Source organism: Daejeonella sp., from assembly GCF_037719425.1.
In the GTDB taxonomy this organism is placed as follows: domain Bacteria; phylum Bacteroidota; class Bacteroidia; order Sphingobacteriales; family Sphingobacteriaceae; genus Daejeonella.
Map to the genome: position 1 here is coordinate 1 of NZ_JBBJNI010000050.1, position 19,876 is coordinate 19,876.

Below are 19,876 nucleotides of genomic sequence, written 5' to 3' on the forward strand. Positions count from 1 at the left end.
TCGAAAAACCGCCCTTCACCTATAAAATGATTATCAACTAAACGCCTACTTCAATCAATTTATTCTAAATTATCGCATTATCTCCCTCGCTATCACGATCTTCTGAATCTCCGACGTCCCCTCACCTATCGTACACAGCTTTGAATCCCGGTAGAATTTCTCAACGGGAAAGTCTTTGGTATACCCGTATCCGCCGAATATCTGTACAGCTTCAGTGGCTGTTCTTACACAAACTTCTGATGCAAAGTATTTAGCCATTGCCGATTGCTTGGTTACGTTTTTACCCTCATTCTTAAGATGAGCAGCGCTCATGATAAGCAGTTCTGCAGCTTCTATTTCTGTGGCCATATCTGCTATCTTAAAGGATATTCCCTGGAAACTGGAAATAGGCTGACCGAACTGTTGTCTTTGCTTAGAATATTCAACTGCTGCCTTTAGGGCACCTTTAGCCATGCCGAGTGATAGGGCAGCTATCGAGATCCTTCCCCCGTCAAGCACGTACATTGCCTGCTTAAAGCCTTCGCCTTCCTTACCAAGAAGATTCTCTTTTGGCACACGGCAGTTATCAAAGATCAACTCAGTTGTCTCTGACGCACGCATACCAAGCTTATTTTCTTTCTTACCATGAGTGAATCCTGCTGTTCCTTTTTCAATAACGATAGCGGATATCCCTTTGGAGTCACCTTTCTCGCCGGTACGAACCATAACGACTGCTACATTTCCAGATTTCCCATGAGTGATCCAGTTCTTTGAACCGTTTACCACATAGTGATCACCGTCTAAAACTGCTGTTGTATTCATTCCCATAGCATCGGATCCGGTATTCGCTTCAGTTAGGCCCCATGATCCGATCCACTCAGCAGTAGCTAGTTTTGGAAGCCATCTTCGCTTTTGCTCATCATTTCCAAACGCCATAATATGTCCCGAACATAATGAGTTATGCGCAGCTACGGATAGCCCTATCGAACCGCAAACTTTAGATATTTCAGATATGACATGCACATATTCATGATATCCAAAACCAGAGCCTCCGTATTCTTCAGGAACAAGGACACCCATCAAGCCCAACTCACCTAATTTCTTGAAAGTCTCTATAGGGAATGTTTGCGCTTCATCCCATTCCATTACATGCGGACGTATATGCTTTTCAGCAAAATTACGAACCATGTCTATTACCATTTGCTGATTTTCGGATAAATGAAAGTTTATCCCTCGCTGCTCAGGAGTAAGTGTTGATTGCATATAGAATTATAATTGGTTGCCTGCAAGGTAGCAATTATAGCACCAAAAAGTTCTACGTTAATACGTCGTACGTTTTAAGTTATAGGTTTTAAGTTATAGGTTTTAAGTTGCGTCTCAATCAAGAAAAGGTGTGTTTAGACAATCAGGCTGGCGACCATCAACAGACAACGATTATCAGCTTTGCAAAGCTTGGGTCTTTGATGTTAATCTGCTTAGCACTTGCACAAAAGTCAAATAGATAATTACAGTTTAGAGTTATTACTTCAGTACAACTTCTGCAAAACTGCTTAGCTGATGCCTTTATTGGTGCCACTTTGCTTGTTTTTTCAGCTTTCTAATTTCCAAATTTTTCAATGGATAGCTATAAATATTTTCTATCCGTTTGCCGTTGACAACTTCCGTTCTTGAAAAAAGGAATAGTTTGTTCTTGAAATCAATACTTGGACAAAATTCGCCAATTTTACTATTGATTTCGTCGCCTAAGTTTATAGGATAACTCCATTTGTTCTGCTTTTTAAAACTTATATACAGATCGGTATCTCCAAATCCATTTTTATAGTCAGCGAAGAAGATTATAAACTCTTCTGTAGGTGAAATATAGGGATTCGATTCGTTCCCTTCTGTATTTATTGTTTTGTCCAGCAATACAGCATTTTGGTATTTATCTTTAATATGATAGCTCACATATATATCATTACTTTTTGTCCGTCTTGTAAAATAAATATGCTTCTTGTTAGTAATTGTTGCGTAAAAGTCACTTGAAGAAGTATTTATAGAATCTGAAATTCTTTCTGGTTTTGTCCAGCCAGTTGTAGTCTTATTTGTGACATACACATCAAAACTATTTTCAATTGATGTTAAAGAATTGAATAAAACTGTTTGCCCATCAGGAGAAAATACGGGGTCAATCTGTCTGTATCGCGTGTCTGCAAAAGAGGCAAGTATAGGTTTTTGCCATGTCCCATTTACATTTGTTGAATAGAAAATCTGTAAAGTATCTCTACCTCCAAACGCCTTTACGAAAAGCAATTCTTTCCCATTTGGGGAAATTGTTAGTCCGAAAGACTGATTGTCAGATATTAGGCCAGATTCAAATAGTTTAACTTGTCCAAAGACAATATTTGAAATCATGATCAATAATATCGTATTGAAATATTTATTCATCTTTTTTCTCTCTTCCAGGGATCAGACAACCGGCAACTAATAGGAAGCCAGGGTAATAATATTTTCTGAGACAAATCTTAATTTATCCTTGCCATTTAAAAAATCAAGGCTTATAACAAATGAGTAGCCGGCTACAACCCCGCCCAGCTTTTGTACCAGGCGTGTGGCAGCAGACACTGTCCCGCCGGTAGCAAGGAGATCATCATGGATCATAACCCGCTGACCTGCAACTAATGCATCTTCGTGCAATTCAAGGATAGCTGAACCATATTCAAGCTCACAGGGCTCCTGAATTGTTTTGGCCGGGAGCTTCCCCTGCTTCCGGATGGGCACAAATGGAATCTGCAGGCGATTGGCAAGCATAAGGCCGAACAGGAACCCGCGGCTTTCTATACCTGCAATTACGTCAATCTTATCTCCCTCCATCTGGCTCACAAGCGCGTCAATAACTTCAGAGCATAATTGGGCATCCTTTAAGATCGGCGTTATGTCTTTAAATATTATTCCGGGTTTTGGAAAGTCGGGTATGTCCCTTATGGCATTTTTCAGTTTAGTACTGATCATGGATCAAAAGATAAGTATGGTTCAATTTTACGTATAATTTCTTCATTCAGTATAAGAACTTTCTTCAAATCGCCGGGAGATGAATAATTGCCATGCTGTTTGCGATATTGGATCAGTGCGTTGATCTGCTTATAGCTTAGATATGGGTGACTTTTTAAATCTTCAAATGTGGCAGTGTTGGCGTTAATCCTTTTTATTGAAAATGGATCTATTTTAACCTGATTCTCGACGAGTGCATATCTAATTGAATCCATTCCATAAACTTCTTTCAGTTGCTCCTTGGCATAAAAACCGCCCAGTCTGTTCCTAAAACGAATGATCCTCGAGGCAAAAGCAGGACCGATGCCCCGAAGCTGATCCAGCATTATTGAGTCAGCTGCGTTTAGTTCAACTATTACGATTTCTTTTGGTGGCCTGCTCCCGTTATTTGGTGGCCTGCTCCCGTTAACTACCGGTAGTTTCCGTTCGCTAAATGCCTTCTCTGGCCGGGGCGGTATATTAATATACGGCTCAAGTCCCGAATACTGATCCGGAGAAATGGAATATATCTTTTGAAGGTCCTCCTTCCTGAAGAACTTGCCGCCTTTAGACAGGTAGTTTCTGATAACTTTTATTTGCCGGGAAGAAAGGCCCAGCTTAGTCCATTCAGATGCAGAAGCGATGTTAGGATCAAATTCAAAATACTCCGGCTTTCGGGCACTCTCTTCGATTTTGTCTTTCAGCCAGGCATATTTCTCATTCCCTGCAACTGCTGAAGCTTTGAATGCTGCTATTTCCTTCCGGAATTGCGCAAGATCATATGTTTCAGGCTCATCGAATAAACGGTAACAAAATGGGAATCCCAGGATCATAGTTACGACTACAAATAGAACCAGGATGCCATTCAATTCCTTTTTGGAAAAGCTGAAAAAAGATGTAAAATATTGTTTCATGGCTTGCTTATTAAAAGCTCAGCCTGGCAGGTTTGTCTTTATGTAATCTGCATGTCCTAATACAGGTTATATTCAGAATAGAGATAGATGATTTCGAAATATAACAGATTATTTTGAGAAATTTGAATCATACTTATTTGCCGACACGGAAATGAAGATCATTACAAAAGAAGACTTCTCAAAAGCCGCAAACCTGGACAAACTGCATCTGCCCGGACTGGCTTCGCTTCTTATGGAAGTGATGAAGATCAATGAAGTTAATGAGGTTTTTCAAAAGGCTGAACATCTCCAGGGACCTACTTTTGTCGACAAAATACTCCAGATAATAGGCATCTCTGTTGAGTTTGATGAGAACGACCTCAAGAACATCCCGAAAGAGGGTGCCTTTATTGCGATTGCAAATCATCCCTACGGCGGAATTGAAGGGCTTGTGCTATTGAAACTGATGTGCATGGTGCGGCCAGATTCCAAATTGATGGCTAACTTCCTGTTAAAGAAGATCCCAAACCTGAGCGACTATTTTATTGCCGTCAACCCATTTGAGAATGTTGAGCATTCTTCAAGTATCAGCGGCATCAAAAATACACTAGAACTATTGCAAAAGGGAACTCCGATTGGGATATTTCCTGCGGGAGAAGTATCAACGTTCAAGTTTGAAACCCAGCAGATAACAGATAAGCTATGGCACCCTGTAGTTGGCAAGATCATTGCAAAAGCCAACGTACCGGTGGTTCCGGTATACTTTCATGGGAATAATGGACTGCTGTTTAATTTGCTGAGCTTCATACACCCAACTCTGCGTACCGCCAAACTGCCCTCCGAGATATTTAATAAACGCGGTCATAAGATCAGGGTCAGGATAGGAAAGCCTATTCTTCCATCAGATATTTCGTTTCAAAGCAATACTACAAAGCTTCTTGATTTCCTTCGCGCCAAGACATACGCTCTTGGAACAGGACTGGAAAATGAGAAGAAGATCTTCAATCCTAGGAATATTTTCAAGATCCGCAAAACGCCTAAACCTATTGTGGACGCTATCCCGCCTGATATTCTTGAAAGGGAAATTGCCGGCCTCCAGGACTGTAAAGTATGGACAGAAAAGAATTATGAGGTATATATATGCCCTACTTCCAACATTCCGAATATTATTAAAGAGATCGGCCGGCTGAGAGAAATTACGTTCAGAGAAGTTGGCGAAGGCACAAACAAGTCAACTGATCTGGATGAATATGATATTTATTACAATCATCTCTTTATCTGGGATTCCGATACGAAGATGATCGTTGGCGCCTACCGCATCGGTAATGGCGACGAGATCTTCTACAGTATGGGGAAAAGAGGCTTTTATATTGCAGAGCTTTTCAAAATAAAAGAGCAATTCTACCCTATCTTGAGAAAAAGCCTTGAATTGGGCCGCTCGTGGATCAGAAAGGAATATCAGCTCAAACCGCTGCCACTCTTTCTCCTGTGGAAAGGCATCCTTAAATACCTGCTTGAAAACCCTCACTACCGTTACCTCATTGGCCCGGTTAGCATCAGCAACAACTTCTCTAAGTTTTCGAAATCTCTGATCGTCGATTATATCAGCAATCACCATTTCGATCATGAGCTGGCTCAGTATGTTAAACCCCGTAAGGAATTTAAGGTTGACTTCTCAAAGATCGATAAAGACCTCCTGATGGAGCCAAGTGAAAGCCTTAAGGATCTTGACAGCCTGATCTCGGAAGTTGAGACGACACACCTAAAGGTCCCCGTGCTATTGCGTCAGTATATCGCGTTGAACGCAAAGATCATTTGCTTTAACATTGACCCGAAGTTCTCAGATGCCCTGGATGGCTTTCTTGTCGTTGATCTGGAGAAGATCCCGTCAGAAATGCTGGAGAAGTTGGGGAAGAATTTCTAGAAAGGCTAGTCAATCTGATAAACACTTATTTATATTACTGGTCTGCTGGTTAAGCTTTAGCCAGGTATTGGCGAAGTATGCGCTAAGATGATTTCATCCTACGCTCATCCTACGTTTATCCTACGTTTATCCTACGTTTAAGGATAGGGTAAGAGGTGCTTAAGAGTCGCCCTATGTTATTGGAATGTTTAGGAGTGATTTAATAAGTCTGGAATCGCCGTGGGTTCAAGACATGCTGTAAAAATTTCACAGGCATCATAATGTGAACATTACGTTATTTTTTCGTACATTTAATGTTAACTAATTGCTAACGAGTGTCTCTGTTCAACAGTAAAGCCTCTAAATTACTAATGGTACTATTCCTGAGCGTATCATCAGGAACGCTTATGGCCCAGAATTACAGCTTTGAGTTTTATGAAGGAACCTTCAATTTTGAACTGGATAGATCATCAAATGTTGCCATCGCAGGAGAGCTTTCTCAACAATCGGTATCTGACTTTTACGGGGAAATGGAATCAAGTAATTATCAGCCTTTACTGGCTAAACTGCTGGATTATAAAGAAAAATATAAACTTAACGACTGGATCTATTATCAGTTGATTCGAAAAACAGCTCAGCAAATCAGTCCTAAAACGGAGGACTATCATAGGTATACGCTGTATAAATGGTTCTTTTTAGCAAAATCAGGTTATGATGCACGGCTGGGTATCGGCAATGACCGATTGATATTTTATGTGCGGAATGATGAAAATATAAACGATATCCCCTTTTTTATGGAGGATGGGTATAAATACATGTGTCTCAACATTCCTGATTATGGCAAGATTGATTTTGTAAGAGAGAAGGTAATCCCTGCAAAGATCTATGTGCCGGGAGCAGAAATGGCTTTCTCCTACAAAGTAACCCGCATGCCTGATTTTAAGCCTGAAACCTACACCCAAAAGGATATAAACTTCCAATACGGCCAACGGTCCTATCATTTCCAGGTGAAGGTTAATCCGGCAGTAGAAGGTATATTCGCCAACTATCCAGGTGTAGATTTCGAATCTTACTTTAACATTCCATTGAGCAGTGAAACTTACAGTTCACTAATCCCAACCCTCAGGAAGAATATCCATGGAATGAGTCAAAAAAAGGGAGTGGACTACCTGATGCGTTTTACCAGGTATGCGTTTTTGTATGAAAATGACGATCTGAACTTTGGCAAGGAAAAACGCCTGTCAGCAGAACAAACCTTGTTTTCCAAATCTAGCGATTGTGACGATCGTGTCGCCTTGTTCTTTTATTTGGTTAAAGAAATTTATGATTTGCCGATGATCGCTTTGCTTTATCCTACCCATATTACCATGGCGGTGCAGTTTGATAAGCCTACCGGCCGCTCCATTTTATATAATGGAGTCCGGTATTCAGTATGTGAAGCAACCCCGCAGAAAGAAGATCTAAGGATCGGGCAAATTGCATCAGATTATAGAAATGTCTCCTATGATGTTGTTTATCAGTATCAGCCTTCGGGTAAATCTGGGAAGAATAGTATAAACTAAAAAGAGGCCACCCTGTATAAGGCAGCCTCTCTCCGTCCGCTTAGAGGCATATCATTTAGTAAACTTTACTATTTGGATCCCAGTTAGTCCAGTCTTTAGTCCAGTCAGTAGTACCGAACGCCCCACGATAGTTTGTGGTACCAGCACCAGCAACAGCAGCAAAAGTTCCTTGCAATGCTGGTGAACCAGAAGCTGGCAAGAAATTCGGAGCTGTAAGTTTAAATGGATCAGTCAATTTAACATCGGCAGGATTAGCACCCAGAGTTACATTTCCTTCTGCTTCCGCTTTTAATTGCATAGCAGCAGCTGCATTAGCAACATCACTATTATATGGCTTATCCAAGGCCTGAACGATGTTGTTCCTGAATTGAGAAACGCCAGTAGTATAGTCGGAATATGCATTTGCCGACTCAATGGAAAAACCAGCTTTCGGCCATGCCATGATAATAGAGTTATTAAAAGTAAAGTTCGTTGACCTTCTCCAACGATTACCGAAACCTATAATTCCCTTTTCCGGAGTTGCAGTATTCGGACCAATCAATGTAAAGTTTGATAATTTAGGATGAGTTCTTAAAGTAGTGATTGTACCCTCACCATTATTATCACATTCGATACCATTGTTTTGGTCTGTATCACCAATTTTTGGATTACGAAGAGCAACCGCATATTGTATAGACCCTGAATAACCAAAGTCAAAATCATAATCATCATCAGCAGTTGCAAAAGCTATCAGATTTTTAGCGTTAACTGTTCCACCAAAGAACTCGTAAGCATCATCATTCGCGAAAGAAACCTGAATGTTTTCCAGAACTGTACCTCTACCAACACCGCCCAGAGTCATTGCGTTAATCTCAGAATTTTGGAACGCAGATATACCTGCAAATTCAATACGAACGAACTTTAATGATCCGGAATTATCGGCATCATCATTTCCCCCGTAATATTTATCAATACCACCTTCAATCAGTACCTCGCTGCCTTTATTGGTATTTGCCTTTCCTAAAAGAACAATACCACCCCAGTCGCCAGGAGCACGTTCCCCAACAGGCTTGCCTGATGTAAAGACAATCGGTTTTGCAGCAGTACCGTTAGCAATTAGTTTAGAACCACGCTCAATAATTAAAGCCCCTTTATTAGTGAGATCACCCTTAATTACAGTTCCGGCTTCTACAGTTAATGTTGCATTGTTGTTTACAAAAACATAACCCTTTAATATCCAAACACGGTCAGCTGTTAATGTTTTACTTGCTGTTATAATACCAGTAACAGTCTCAGGAGCTATTGGAATAACTGGTTCGTCTTCGATATTATCATTTTTTCGGCACGCGGTTATTACCAACACGCTACATAGCAGAAGAGCTACTAACTTTAATTTTTTCATTTCAATCTGTTTTGTTTATTTATTACAAAAATAGAATGGCATAATTACCTCCGGATCAATTCTATGTTAAGTTATCCTTAATAATTCGCGGACTATTTTAATCTGGAACTTAGATTGTAAGAAAATGAAAGTGACACCGATGTGCCCGGCTTATAGGTATTTAAATGATTGTCTATATTAGATTCGTAAGTTTTTGCTCCATTCTGATTTTGATAGAAGACAATATTTTGATTTAACAAATCCGAAAAGTTGAGTTTAACTTCAGCCCTGGATTTCAAGACCTTTTTGCTGACCTGAGCATCAATCAAGTCTCTTGAATTTTCATAGATTGAAGGGTAACCCTCAAATCCTACATCAGAAATTCGCTGTCCGATACGGTTATACATTAGACTCAAGCCAAAGTCCCCCCTAACGTTATTATATTGAAGTCCGGCATTGATAAGATAAGGCGATTGCCCTTGTAGTGTCCGCTTTCTTTCGGACGCCGCAGTTGTGGTGTTTGATAAATCCACATCAGAAACGATGTAAGAATAGTTAGCAAAGAAAATCAGACTCTTTAACCACTCTGAAGAGTCGTCAATGAAATTGAGACGTTTGCGCATTTCGATCTCAAAGCCATAATTGGTTGCCGAGTTGGCATTTGCGTAAGTTCTCAGACGGTTATTGGCATTGCTTCCGGCTGGAATAACCTGCTCTATCGGGTCATCGAAACGTTTATAAAATATTCCGCCGGATAATAACTCACCCGATTTTGGATAATACTCATACTTGACATCTCCATTAAGAATATCTGTACGTACCAGGTTTGCGTTTCCAGAGGTAGTACTGTTTGAAATAAAATCATAATACTGGAACGGAGCCAGCTCCCTTAATTCAGGCCGGGCAACTGTTTTAGATCCAGAGAATCGGAAATTCGATTTCTCTGTAACATTATAAGTTAAATTGAATGATGGCAGGATATCCAGGTTACTTACATCGGCATTCACTTTCTCATTTGAGAACCCTCTGGCATCCAGATCCTGATTATAGTACTCTACACGGGCACCCCACGATAAGCGTACTTTGTTTAAACGATTATCCATCATCAGATAACCAGCATACAAATCCGCTAATGCCTTGTATCTATCATTATTATTGGTGATCTCATTCAATACAAACCCATTCTCGTTAATATTCTCAGAAGAGAATATTGCATCAGGAGACAAATTGCGAAGAGTGTTATCGAATTGGCTGGACGCACCAACGTAACCCAGAACTCTTGCATTGAATGTACGATCCTTTAATAATGCTGAGGCACCGATCTTAAATGAACTCTTCTCCTTGTTAAAATTAAAAGGTACAGCTAAAGAAGCCGATGCTCCGTAAGCATAATCATCTAAACGTGAAAAGAAGCGACTCAAGGGGCGGCTTGCAGAAGACCCGCTTGGCATTTCTGCCCTAAAAGGCACCGACGGATCATTAGCAGCACCAAGAGGTTTCGCATACGATTGAACGCGCAGGTCCGGCTGATCACGGTATGTGAAAGTATAATTAGCATTCCAGTTCAGTTTCCAATCGTTTTTACCGATGGCATGTTCACCGTCAATTTGACTGTTGACCAGAGCCTTATCAGTAAGATCAATGGTATTACTTTTTCTCGCAACAGCATTGTCATTATTTATACCATTTCTTGACGTATATACATCATCAAAAGACTTGTTGATAATGTTTCTAAAGGATAGCCTGCTCCCGTTTCTTTTATATGAGAAATTAGCTAATAAACCAACATTAGTTGAATATTTATAAATATCATCTTTGAAATCATACGCAGCTCGCCCGTCAGTTTCATAATCAAGTCTGTGAGAATTGTTTATACTCTCAGAGTTCCTGTAAGAAAGAGAAATGATGCTTCCAAATGTGGATGAATTTTTAAACTCTTTAACAGCACCCCAGGTTAACTGATAGTTCTGTACAGGTGATGATTTACCTGAGTTAATATTGAAAGAATTTGAAAGTAATTTAGTTTGTGCTAATTTTTGAGACAATGGCAATGTATTGAAACGCGAGCTACCTGCGAATCCATTGGGAATTTGTCTGTTCCCATTGTCAAATCCCAAAATATCCAAACCACCTTTGCGTCCTGATTTAAAATCCTTAAATGTAGACTCACTGTTGTAACCGATACCCGTACTGAAATTTAAAAAATTTTCCTCGGGAAAGTCCTTGGTATTAATCGTTACCAGGCCGCCTGTAAAATCACCAGGAAGATCTGGGCTTGCAGTCTTATTAATAATTACATTATCAATCAGATTGGAAGGGATGATATCAAAAGAAAATGCTTTACGGTCGGGCTCTGAACTTGGCAGTGCTGCGTTATTTAATCTGGCGGAATTATATCTATCGCTCAGACCACGAACTACCACAAACTTATTGTCCTGAATACTCGTACCACTGACGCGTTTTAAAACTTCGGATGTATTTCTATCAGAAGACCTGCGTATTTGCTCAGAAGATATTCCACTGGAAATACTAATGCTGTTCTTTTGCTGAGCATATAATGAGTTCAAGCTTTCCTGCCTGAGAGTAGCCGTGACTACCACCTCCTGTAGTGCCTGAGAGTTTGCTTCGTCAATAGTTACATCGAGAGTTGTTGTCTTACCGGCCAATACTTCAATCTCTGTAATATTCTTTGACTGATATCCTATGTATGAAAAAGTAAGGCTATATTTTCCCGGGGTTAAATTACCAAAGGAGTAACGTCCTTCAACATCCGTTGACGCGCCGGAAGTACCGCCTGTTACTCTAACTGTTAATCCAATTAAAGTCTCACCGGTTTTAGTATCTGTTACCTTACCGGCGATCTTACCAGTTTGCTGACTGTAAACTAAATGTGAAATTAATAAGAACGATAGCAGAAAGCTGATTTTACGAAGAAGAACCTTGTGTTTCACTTTGTTGAGTTTTAATTTCAACAAAAGTATTAACACAGTATTAACTCATTGTAGGATTAGAGTTAAGGGATATTTAAGAAAAGATCAATTTAGTGTTAAGTAAGTTAATTTAATGTTAAGGCCTTTCTACAACAAGGCTCAAAGCTTTAAGCGTAAAGCTTTAAGCCTGATCTCCTAATACCTAACTCCCACCTTCTTAAACAAAAAATGCAGCAGCCATATAGGCCCGATCAGCAGAAACTTGATATCATCCAAAAACGACGGCTTCTTGCCTTCTATCTTGTGGCCGATAAACTGTCCTATCCAGGAGACTACGAAGATGATGAGGCAGACTTGCCACATCTCAGGCCAGCCATTGATTCTATGGAGCTTCTCCAGTCCCACGATACCAGCACTAAAAATCATAATGATCAGCAGCATGACATAGGATAAAACGGGAGACAGCTTATAATAGTAATAGATCGCGAAAGCAATCAAAAAGGAGGCCCAATTAACAAAACCGTTATATTTTCCAAGGAATTCTAAATGAGGAAAAGGAATTGACCAAACCAATCCAAACAGACTGAACACGATTAAAGGAACACAGATCCAGTGGATCAGCTCGTTTGTGTGATCCTGATGGCTTTCTGCGTATTTGTCGAAGTAAGCGTCAATGGGGCGTTTAGGAATTTGGTTTGCCATTTTTTGAGTACTACGTTTTACGTTGTACGTTGTACGTCTGGGCGGATAGCACAGCGTTTAGAAAAAGTATAACGTATAACTTTTTTAAATCCGTTTGGTACGCCTGAAAGAAACTTATAACGTAAAACGTACAACGTACAACTTATTTAGCGTAAGCCACCGATCTCGTCTCCCTGATCACCGTAACCTTGATCTGACCCGGATAGGTCATTTCCGTTTGTATCCGGTTAGAAATATCTGCTGCCAGAATTTCTGCTGCTGCATCAGAGATCCTTTCACTTTCAACAACCACACGTAGTTCTCTCCCTGCCTGGATAGCGAACGTTTTCTCAACACCAGGATAAGATAGTGCAAGCGCTTCAAGCTCTTTTAGCCTCCTGATGTAGCTTTCTACCACTTCACGGCGTGCTCCCGGCCTTGCACCTGAAATAGCGTCACAAGCCTGGATTATTGGAGATATCATAGATGTCATTTCAACCTCGTCGTGGTGGGCACCGATCGCATTACATACTTCCGGGTGTTCTTTATATTTTTCGGCCAGCTGCATTCCCAATATTGCGTGAGGAAGTTCCGGGTTATCATCTGGCACTTTACCTATATCGTGGAGTAAGCCGGCACGCTTGGCCATCTTTACATTCAAGCCTAACTCAGCTGCCATCGTCGCGCAGAAGTTTGCAACTTCACGGGAGTGCTGAAGAAGGTTCTGGCCATAAGACGAACGGTAGCGCATTCTTCCCACCATTCTGATCAGTTCAGGATGCAATCCATGAATGCCAAGATCGATAACGGTTCTTTCACCGATTTCTACAATTTCATCTTCGATCTGCTTCTTGGTTTTCGCTACCACCTCTTCGATCCGTGCCGGGTGTATACGGCCATCAGTCACCAGACGATGCAGTGCTAAACGTGCGATCTCGCGTCGTACAGGATCAAATCCTGATAGAATGATAGCTTCAGGAGTGTCATCAACGATGATCTCAATTCCGGTTGCCGCTTCAAGTGCCCGGATATTTCTACCCTCGCGACCAATAACCCGGCCTTTGATCTCATCGTTTTCAATATTAAATATCGAAACTGTATTCTCGATCGCGCTCTCTGTAGCTGTACGCTGAATAGTCTGGATAACAACTTTCTTTGCCTCTTTGCTGGCTGTAAGTTTTGCTTCGTCTACGATATCCTTGATCTGGATCATGGCCTGAGTGCGCGCTTCTTCTCTTAGCGAATCAATTAACTGGTTCTTTGCATCCTCAGCTGATAGTCCTGCAATAGCCTCCATTTGCTTAATGTGCTGATTTTTAAGTGCATCAACTTCGTCTTGTTTACCACGTGTAACCTCTATCTGCTTTTCCAGATTAGCTTTTACAGTGTCCAGGTCCTGTTCCTTCTTTGTCAGGTTATCGATCTTCTGATTTATTGACTGCTCTTTCTGCTTAACAGAATTTTCACGCTGGTTGATCACATTATTCTTGTTGCTGATCTCCTGCTCATGATCTGCCTTCATCTGAAGGAATTTCTCCTTTGCTTCCAAAAGCTTATCCTTCCTTAATATCTCAGCGCTGGTTTCTGCATCCTTAAGTATCTTCTTGGCTTTATTCTGGGCTCCTGCTTCCTGATTCCTGAGAAGCTTCCTTAGAAGAAACCTTCCAATGACTACCCCTGCAGCTAGTCCGAGTAAAACATAAAGTATTATCTGTAGTATGTTCATAATTATTTAGATATAAAAAAACCGCAACTAAATTTAAGTATCATGTATTATAAGCTTCGTCCATTAAATAGAATTCTGGCATTGATCAGGTGCAGAAGCAAATGACCGACCTTGAACCCTTCAATATTGAAGTGTTAAGCTTTAAATAGTGAAACTTAAAAATTTAACTGCGGTTAAATCCTTATTGCTCTATGTATAAAGAACGATACTACTTTGAAAAAAAATCAGTTAACAGCTGGTCTAATTCATAAACTTTCTCTGCCACATCCGTGTCTACGTTCATCACTTTTTTCTCTGCTTTCAGCGTTGCTGTAGCATAGTGTAACACACACATGGATAACAAATCCTGTTTATCGCGAACCGCATAATTGTCCTGGTATTCTTTTATGCGGTCATTTATTATTTTAGCTGCCCTTCGTATAACTTCTTCCTCTTCCATGTTTACCTTTAAAGGGTAAACGCGATCAGCAATATTTATTTTTATGGAGATTTCTCCCATTTGAGCTTGATTCACTAAGTATTACTTTTTAAGCAATACAATACACTTATCTATTTCGCGTACAAATTCGGTAATTTTTTGCTTTATGTCAAGAGTTTTTTCACTCATTCCCAATTCATTCGATGGCATGCCCTCCAGCGAGCGTGCAAGCGTCAGAACGCGCAATTTTTCTTCAAGATCTTTTATTCGGTCGTCAGAACCCAGCACAGTTTTCTTCTGAGATTCATTCTCACGTTTTAACAGTTCGTTTTCTTCCTGTAAAGCCAGGCAAAGGTCTATAAGCCTGCCTGTTTTATCTACTACCTTACTAAGCTGATCAGCGACACTCATGAGTTTTACGTTATACGTTGTACGTTATACGTTATACGTGCAAAACGCATAACCAACCGTACTAGACTTCTTACTTACTACTTTTAACGTACTATTTACTACCTCTAACCTACTTATTGCTTTACTTCTAACTTATCCGTCCAGACGTATAACGTAAAACGTACAACGTATCACTTCCTTATTTCGGCTCCCGCCTGCTTCTCGAAATTAAGAATTAATTTCTGCATGATTGCTTCAATCTGTTTGTCAGCAAGAGTTTTTTCTTCATCCTGCAGTAAAAAACTTAAAGCGTAGGATTTCTTTCCTGCGGGAAGCTTATCTCCAACATACACATCAAATACATGGACTTCTTTTAAAAGTCCTTTTTCTGTTTTCAGGGCGATCTGCTTCAGCTGGTCAAACGACACATCTTTGTTGAGCAGCATGGATAAATCACGACGTACTGAAGGGAATTTAGACACTTCCTTGTATGATATTTTATTGTTTCTTACCGACCGCACAACAAGGTCCCAGTCAAAATCGGCATAGAATACCTCGCCGGAAATATCAAGCTTCTTCAGGGAAGCTTTAGAAACGGACCCAAATTCAACAAGGGACTTCTCGCCCTTGCGGTAAACTATCCCTGAGGAGTAATTACTATCTGACGTTTCATTAGAGATCAATCCTTTGACGTTAAGTCTGGATATGATCAGATCTACCGCTGATTTTAAATTATAGAATCCAGCCTGCGCTGATTTCGCACCCCAGTTCTCTCCTTCATTTGCCCCTGTAATAAAAATGCAAAGACGCTGATTCTCCTGGTATCCTTCCCCAGACAGGCTATACACCTTGCCAAATTCGTAAAGCTTAAGATCAGGGTTCCGACGGTTCTGATTGTATGATATAGCCTCAAGGCCGGAGAACAGAAGGCTCTGGCGCATCACATCCAAATCATTGCTCAAAGGGTTTAAGATCTTTACGGCCTGTTCCGGCTGAGATGAATAGCTCAATTTGGTGAGAGAGTTACTCAAAATCTCCAGGAAGCCATTCCCTGTAAGCATGTCGGCAATCTGATTTTGCAGAATCTCTTTATCTGGTTTTGCAGTATAGTTCAATGAGGCCTTGATCTGTGTTGGGATCTCAATATTGTTGTATCCGTGGATCCGAAGTATCTCTTCGATTATATCGACTTCACGGGTTACGTCAACCTTGTAGGCAGGAACCTGCAGGGACATACCACCGCCGTTTTCGGAGATGATACTGATCCCTAAACCTGTTAATGTTGAACGCACCTCCTCCGGAGAAATTTCTTTTCCTATCAGGCGCTTAACGTTCTTAAAGGATATTTCAATGTTGAAAGGCTTAGCAGGTACAGGATATATATCCGATACATCTGAGGAAATATATCCGCCGCCAAGCTCAGTTATCAATAGTGCCGCTTTTTTAAGCGCTAACACCGTCATTTCAGGATCTGTACCTCTTTCAAAACGGAACGATGCATCTGTCTTTAGTCCGTGTCGCTTAGAAGTCTTGCGGACAGATACTGCATTAAACCAGGCACTCTCCAGGAAAATCCTGGTTGTTGAAGACTGCACACCGGAAGAGATACCGCCGAATACTCCGGCAATACACATCGGATCTTCGGTATTGCAGATCATCAGATCATCAGCCGATAACTTACGATCTGTTTCATCCAGTGTTTTAAACACCGTGTTGTCCGGGCACGTTTTTACGATGACCTTATTGCCTTTGATAGCATCCGCGTCGAAAGCGTGCAATGGCTGACCAAGATCATGGAGTATATAATTCGTAGCGTCGACTACATTATTTATAGGGCGTATGCCGATCGCATTTAATTTCTCTTTTAACCAGTCAGGTGACTGATCGACTTTAATACCGCTGAGGGTAACTGAAGAATAACGGGGACAAGCTTCGTCATCCTCAACCGTTACCGGGATGTTCAATGACTGATCTTTAACTGTGAAAGCAGAAACATCAGGCATTTTTACTGGGATTTGAAGGAAAGCAGCGAGGTCGCGTGCTACCCCTAAATGTGATGCTGCATCCGCACGATTTGGAGTCAATCCAATTTCAAACACAAAATCATCTTCAAGATTGAAGTATGCCTTTGCGGCTGATCCGATCTTTGCATCAGCATCAAGAACCATAATTCCTTCATGATCGTTCCCTAAGCCTATCTCGTCTTCAGCACAGATCATTCCCTCCGATACCTCTCCCCTTATCTTTGACTTATTGATTTTGAACGGCTCACCTGAAACGGGGTGAACCGTGGTATTTACCGTTGCTACCACTACTTTCTGGCCAGCTGCTACGTTTGTAGCCCCGCATACAATTTGAAGATCTTCACTTCCGCCCACATCGACTTTCGTAACCTTTAAACGGTCCGCATTAGGGTGCTGCCCGCATTCTTTGACGAAGCCTATTACCAACCCTTCCAAACCACCCGGTACTCCCTGTACTTTTTCAAGGCTCTCAACTTCCAGCCCAATATTGGTCAGGATCAAAGAAAGCTCCTCTGGTGTTTTATCCGTTTGAATAAATTGCTGCAGCCACTTGTACGAGATCTTCATGTTCTAAAAATGATGAACGACAAAGATAGAAAGAGATGCGAGATTTGAGATGCGTGAGCAAGAATTTCCCGCTCTTATTCAATTCTTATCCGAGCCAATATCGGCAGATGATCTGATGGGTACCGCTGGTCTTTTGAATCTGACAATATTCCATATTTAAGCACTTTGAATTGCTTACTGGTAAAAATGTAGTCGATGCGATCCTTAAGCGGGGATGCAAAATTAAACCCGTTGAATGAACCCGTGGGGCCATAGGCCGGTTCCTGAGAAGTTTCACGCGAATCGCTCAAAAATGTCTTTATCACAGCTACAGATTCTGTTTCAGGTGTTACATTAAGATCTCCTGCAAGGATCACCGGGAAGTCGCCGGCTATCAGGGGGATTTGTTTCTGGATAAGTTCCGAAGATTTTAGCCTTGCAACAGCTCCCATATGATCATAATGGGTATTAAATACGAAAAACTCCTGTTTGCGTTCTTTGTCATACAAACGCAACCAGCTACAAAGCCTTACAATCGCAGCGTCCCATCCTTTAGAGGGTACATCAGGTGTTTCAGACAACCAGAAATGTCCTGACACCATTTTCACAAAGCGGTTTGGATTGTAATAGATAGCTGTAAATTCTCCAGCTCTCTTTCCATCATCACGGCCAACTCCCTCAACTCCAAATCCGGTCGCTGTTTGCAGGTAATCTACCTGATCGGCTAAGCCCTCCTGGATACAAAGTATGTCGGTATCGTAAAACTTCACCAGCGATTTCACCCATTCCTTCCGGTTAGGCCATGCATTAATGCTATCTCCGGGGTTGTTATACCGGATATTATAACTTAGGATATTCAATGACCCGTACGTGTTCTGCTGGGCCCTGATATCGGCCGAGAAAGTTACTAGAATAAAAAGGATAAGAATTTTTTTCATGAGAGCTATTATGTAAGTATACCCTCATCCGCGAAACTTAGAAATCCCTGATCCGCAATTATCAGATGATCTAACACAGGAAGGTCTAAAAACTGGCCGGCAGATCTGAGTTTTTTGGTTAGTTCAAGATCGGAGTGGCTGGGTTTCAAATTCCCGGACGGATGATTGTGAGCTAAGATAATGGAAGCTGCATGATTTTCAAGTGCAATGTTGAAAATGATCTTAGGATCGGCTATTGTTCCCGCTTGTCCGCCCTTGCTTATCAAGTGCTTTGAGGTGACCCGGTTTGCCCGGTTCAGCAGCAGGATCCAGAATTCTTCATGATTCAAATCCTTAAACTGAGAAGCAATCAGTTCATAGACATCAATGCTGGTACTGATCTGCACAAGCTCAGCTGTCACGATCTCCTTTCTGCGTCTCCCTAGTTCGAGAGCAGCAATAATACTGATAGCCTTGGCAGCACCAACACCCTTAAATTTGGAAAGTTCTGCTACACTGAGCTTCGCTAGCTGGTTCAGATCCTGATCGCAGGCATACAGTATTCGCTTGCATAATTCAACTGCACTTTCGGCCCGGCTGCCCGAACCGATGAGGATCGCCAGAAGCTCTGCGTCGCTCAGACTTCGCCTTCCCAGCATGGTAAGCTTTTCACGGGGTCGGTCTTCTTCAGCCCACAGCTTAATCGTTATTTTCTCCTTATAAGTTTGCATGGATAAACTTAGACGGAATTGCGTGGAAATAAAATAAGGGGTACCGATATGCTCGGAACCCCTTATTTAAAGGTCATTATTAAAGCTCTTATTTTAAACCGTTAACGAACTTCGTAAGTTTCGATTTATTGTTAGACGCTTTATTCTTGTGGATGATGTTCTTTTTTGCCAAACGATCAAGCATAGAGATCACTTTACCCAAAAGCGGAGTTGCTTCTGATTTATCAGTTGTAGTACGTAATCTTTTGATAGCACTTCTGGTAGTTTTTGCCTGGTAGCGATTACGTAAACGCTTAGCCGCGTTTGATCTTATTCTTTTTATCGATGATTTATGATTTGCCATTTCTGAAGCTTGTTTTTTCCGTCCCTCTTTTAAGGACTGCAAATATAAGAGGATTATTTTAAATAAAAAACTCTATTTAAAAATATTAAACTTAAGCCAGAACGATGCTATTTTTTGTAGCTGTAATGCCCAATAATACGGTAAGCAAAAAGGCAATCTGCTAACACCTGGCCCCCGCCAATATTATGAACAATCAGAAATCTCTTTCCATCCGATGACGTTTTATTCACTACCAGGCCAATATGCGTTAAATTTCCCGGCAAACTCCAGCTGACCACGTCTCCCGGTAAATAATCGTCCGGATTGTTTGATATGGGTTTTTCTAATCCCTTTCGTTTAAAAAACATCATCAGGTTGGGCACACGCCGGTGATCAATATTCCGATCTGTTGTTTTGCGCCCCCACTTTTGGGGATAGATTGAAAAAATTGCCTTCATGTCCTGATAAACCTCCTTCTGCAAATC

The 19,876-nt window shown here is 41.1% G+C and carries 17 protein-coding genes; 2 read left to right on the forward strand and 15 right to left on the reverse strand.

Features of this window, described 5'->3' with window-relative positions:
• Positions 1–69: 69 nt before the first annotated feature.
• From WKF69_RS08550 to WKF69_RS08565, 4 genes are all read right to left on the reverse strand, one after another.
• Positions 70–1,242 (reverse strand): acyl-CoA dehydrogenase, encoded by a 1,173-nt coding sequence (locus WKF69_RS08550; protein WP_340381182.1) that lies wholly within the window; start codon positions 1,240–1,242, stop codon positions 70–72.
• A gap of 300 nt (positions 1,243–1,542) precedes the next feature.
• Positions 1,543–2,373 carry a hypothetical protein gene (locus tag WKF69_RS08555; RefSeq protein WP_340381183.1) on the reverse strand — a complete coding sequence of 277 codons (831 nt, stop codon included), beginning with the start codon at positions 2,371–2,373 and terminating at the stop codon, positions 1,543–1,545.
• Positions 2,374–2,442: 69 nt separating this feature from the next.
• Positions 2,443–2,970, reverse strand: a complete 528-nt coding sequence (locus WKF69_RS08560; RefSeq protein ID WP_340381184.1) for an adenine phosphoribosyltransferase — start codon at positions 2,968–2,970, stop codon at positions 2,443–2,445.
• Positions 2,967–3,902, reverse strand: a complete 936-nt coding sequence (locus WKF69_RS08565; RefSeq protein ID WP_340381185.1) for a helix-hairpin-helix domain-containing protein — start codon at positions 3,900–3,902, stop codon at positions 2,967–2,969. Before WKF69_RS08565 ends, WKF69_RS08560 begins: the two co-directional genes overlap by 4 nt.
• Positions 3,903–4,053: 151 nt before the next feature.
• Between WKF69_RS08565 and WKF69_RS08570 the strand changes: the two genes are divergently transcribed.
• Positions 4,054–5,805 (forward strand): GNAT family N-acyltransferase, encoded by a 1,752-nt coding sequence (locus WKF69_RS08570; protein WP_340381186.1) that lies wholly within the window; start codon positions 4,054–4,056, stop codon positions 5,803–5,805.
• 350 nt (positions 5,806–6,155) lie between these two features.
• Entirely contained in the window at positions 6,156–7,346 is a 1,191-nt protein-coding gene (locus WKF69_RS08575; RefSeq protein WP_340381187.1) for a hypothetical protein, read from the forward strand.
• A gap of 55 nt (positions 7,347–7,401) precedes the next feature.
• On the opposite strand, the gene WKF69_RS08580 is transcribed toward WKF69_RS08575, so the two are convergent.
• The 11 genes from WKF69_RS08580 to WKF69_RS08630 form a co-directional block, all read right to left on the reverse strand.
• On the reverse strand, positions 7,402–8,727 hold the full coding sequence (locus WKF69_RS08580; RefSeq protein ID WP_340381188.1) for a hypothetical protein: 1,326 nt from the start codon (positions 8,725–8,727) through the stop codon (positions 7,402–7,404).
• Positions 8,728–8,819: 92 nt separating this feature from the next.
• Positions 8,820–11,657 carry an outer membrane beta-barrel protein gene (locus WKF69_RS08585; protein WP_340381189.1) on the reverse strand — a complete coding sequence of 946 codons (2,838 nt, stop codon included), beginning with the start codon at positions 11,655–11,657 and terminating at the stop codon, positions 8,820–8,822.
• 174 nt (positions 11,658–11,831) lie between these two features.
• Positions 11,832–12,338, reverse strand: a complete 507-nt coding sequence (locus WKF69_RS08590; protein WP_340381190.1) for an Mpo1-like protein — start codon at positions 12,336–12,338, stop codon at positions 11,832–11,834.
• Positions 12,339–12,480: 142 nt separating this feature from the next.
• Positions 12,481–14,043 (reverse strand): ribonuclease Y, encoded by a 1,563-nt coding sequence (gene rny, locus WKF69_RS08595; protein ID WP_340381191.1) that lies wholly within the window; start codon positions 14,041–14,043, stop codon positions 12,481–12,483.
• Positions 14,044–14,251: 208 nt separating this feature from the next.
• Entirely contained in the window at positions 14,252–14,542 is a 291-nt protein-coding gene (locus tag WKF69_RS08600; protein ID WP_079700608.1) for a cell division protein ZapA, read from the reverse strand.
• Between the two features lie 21 nt (positions 14,543–14,563).
• Positions 14,564–14,872 carry a hypothetical protein gene (locus tag WKF69_RS08605; RefSeq protein WP_340381192.1) on the reverse strand — a complete coding sequence of 103 codons (309 nt, stop codon included), beginning with the start codon at positions 14,870–14,872 and terminating at the stop codon, positions 14,564–14,566.
• 170 nt (positions 14,873–15,042) lie between these two features.
• Positions 15,043–17,442 (reverse strand): phenylalanine--tRNA ligase subunit beta, encoded by a 2,400-nt coding sequence (pheT, locus tag WKF69_RS08610; protein WP_340381193.1) that lies wholly within the window; start codon positions 17,440–17,442, stop codon positions 15,043–15,045.
• Between the two features lie 74 nt (positions 17,443–17,516).
• Positions 17,517–18,359 carry an endonuclease/exonuclease/phosphatase family protein gene (locus tag WKF69_RS08615; RefSeq protein ID WP_340381194.1) on the reverse strand — a complete coding sequence of 281 codons (843 nt, stop codon included), beginning with the start codon at positions 18,357–18,359 and terminating at the stop codon, positions 17,517–17,519.
• A gap of 8 nt (positions 18,360–18,367) precedes the next feature.
• Positions 18,368–19,069 carry a DNA repair protein RadC gene (radC, locus tag WKF69_RS08620; protein WP_340381195.1) on the reverse strand — a complete coding sequence of 234 codons (702 nt, stop codon included), beginning with the start codon at positions 19,067–19,069 and terminating at the stop codon, positions 18,368–18,370.
• 88 nt (positions 19,070–19,157) lie between these two features.
• Entirely contained in the window at positions 19,158–19,412 is a 255-nt protein-coding gene (gene rpsT, locus WKF69_RS08625) for a 30S ribosomal protein S20 (protein WP_079700603.1), read from the reverse strand.
• Positions 19,413–19,519: 107 nt separating this feature from the next.
• Positions 19,520–19,876 (reverse strand): DUF1287 domain-containing protein (locus tag WKF69_RS08630; protein WP_340381196.1); only part of this gene is annotated, 357 nt, incomplete at its 5' end.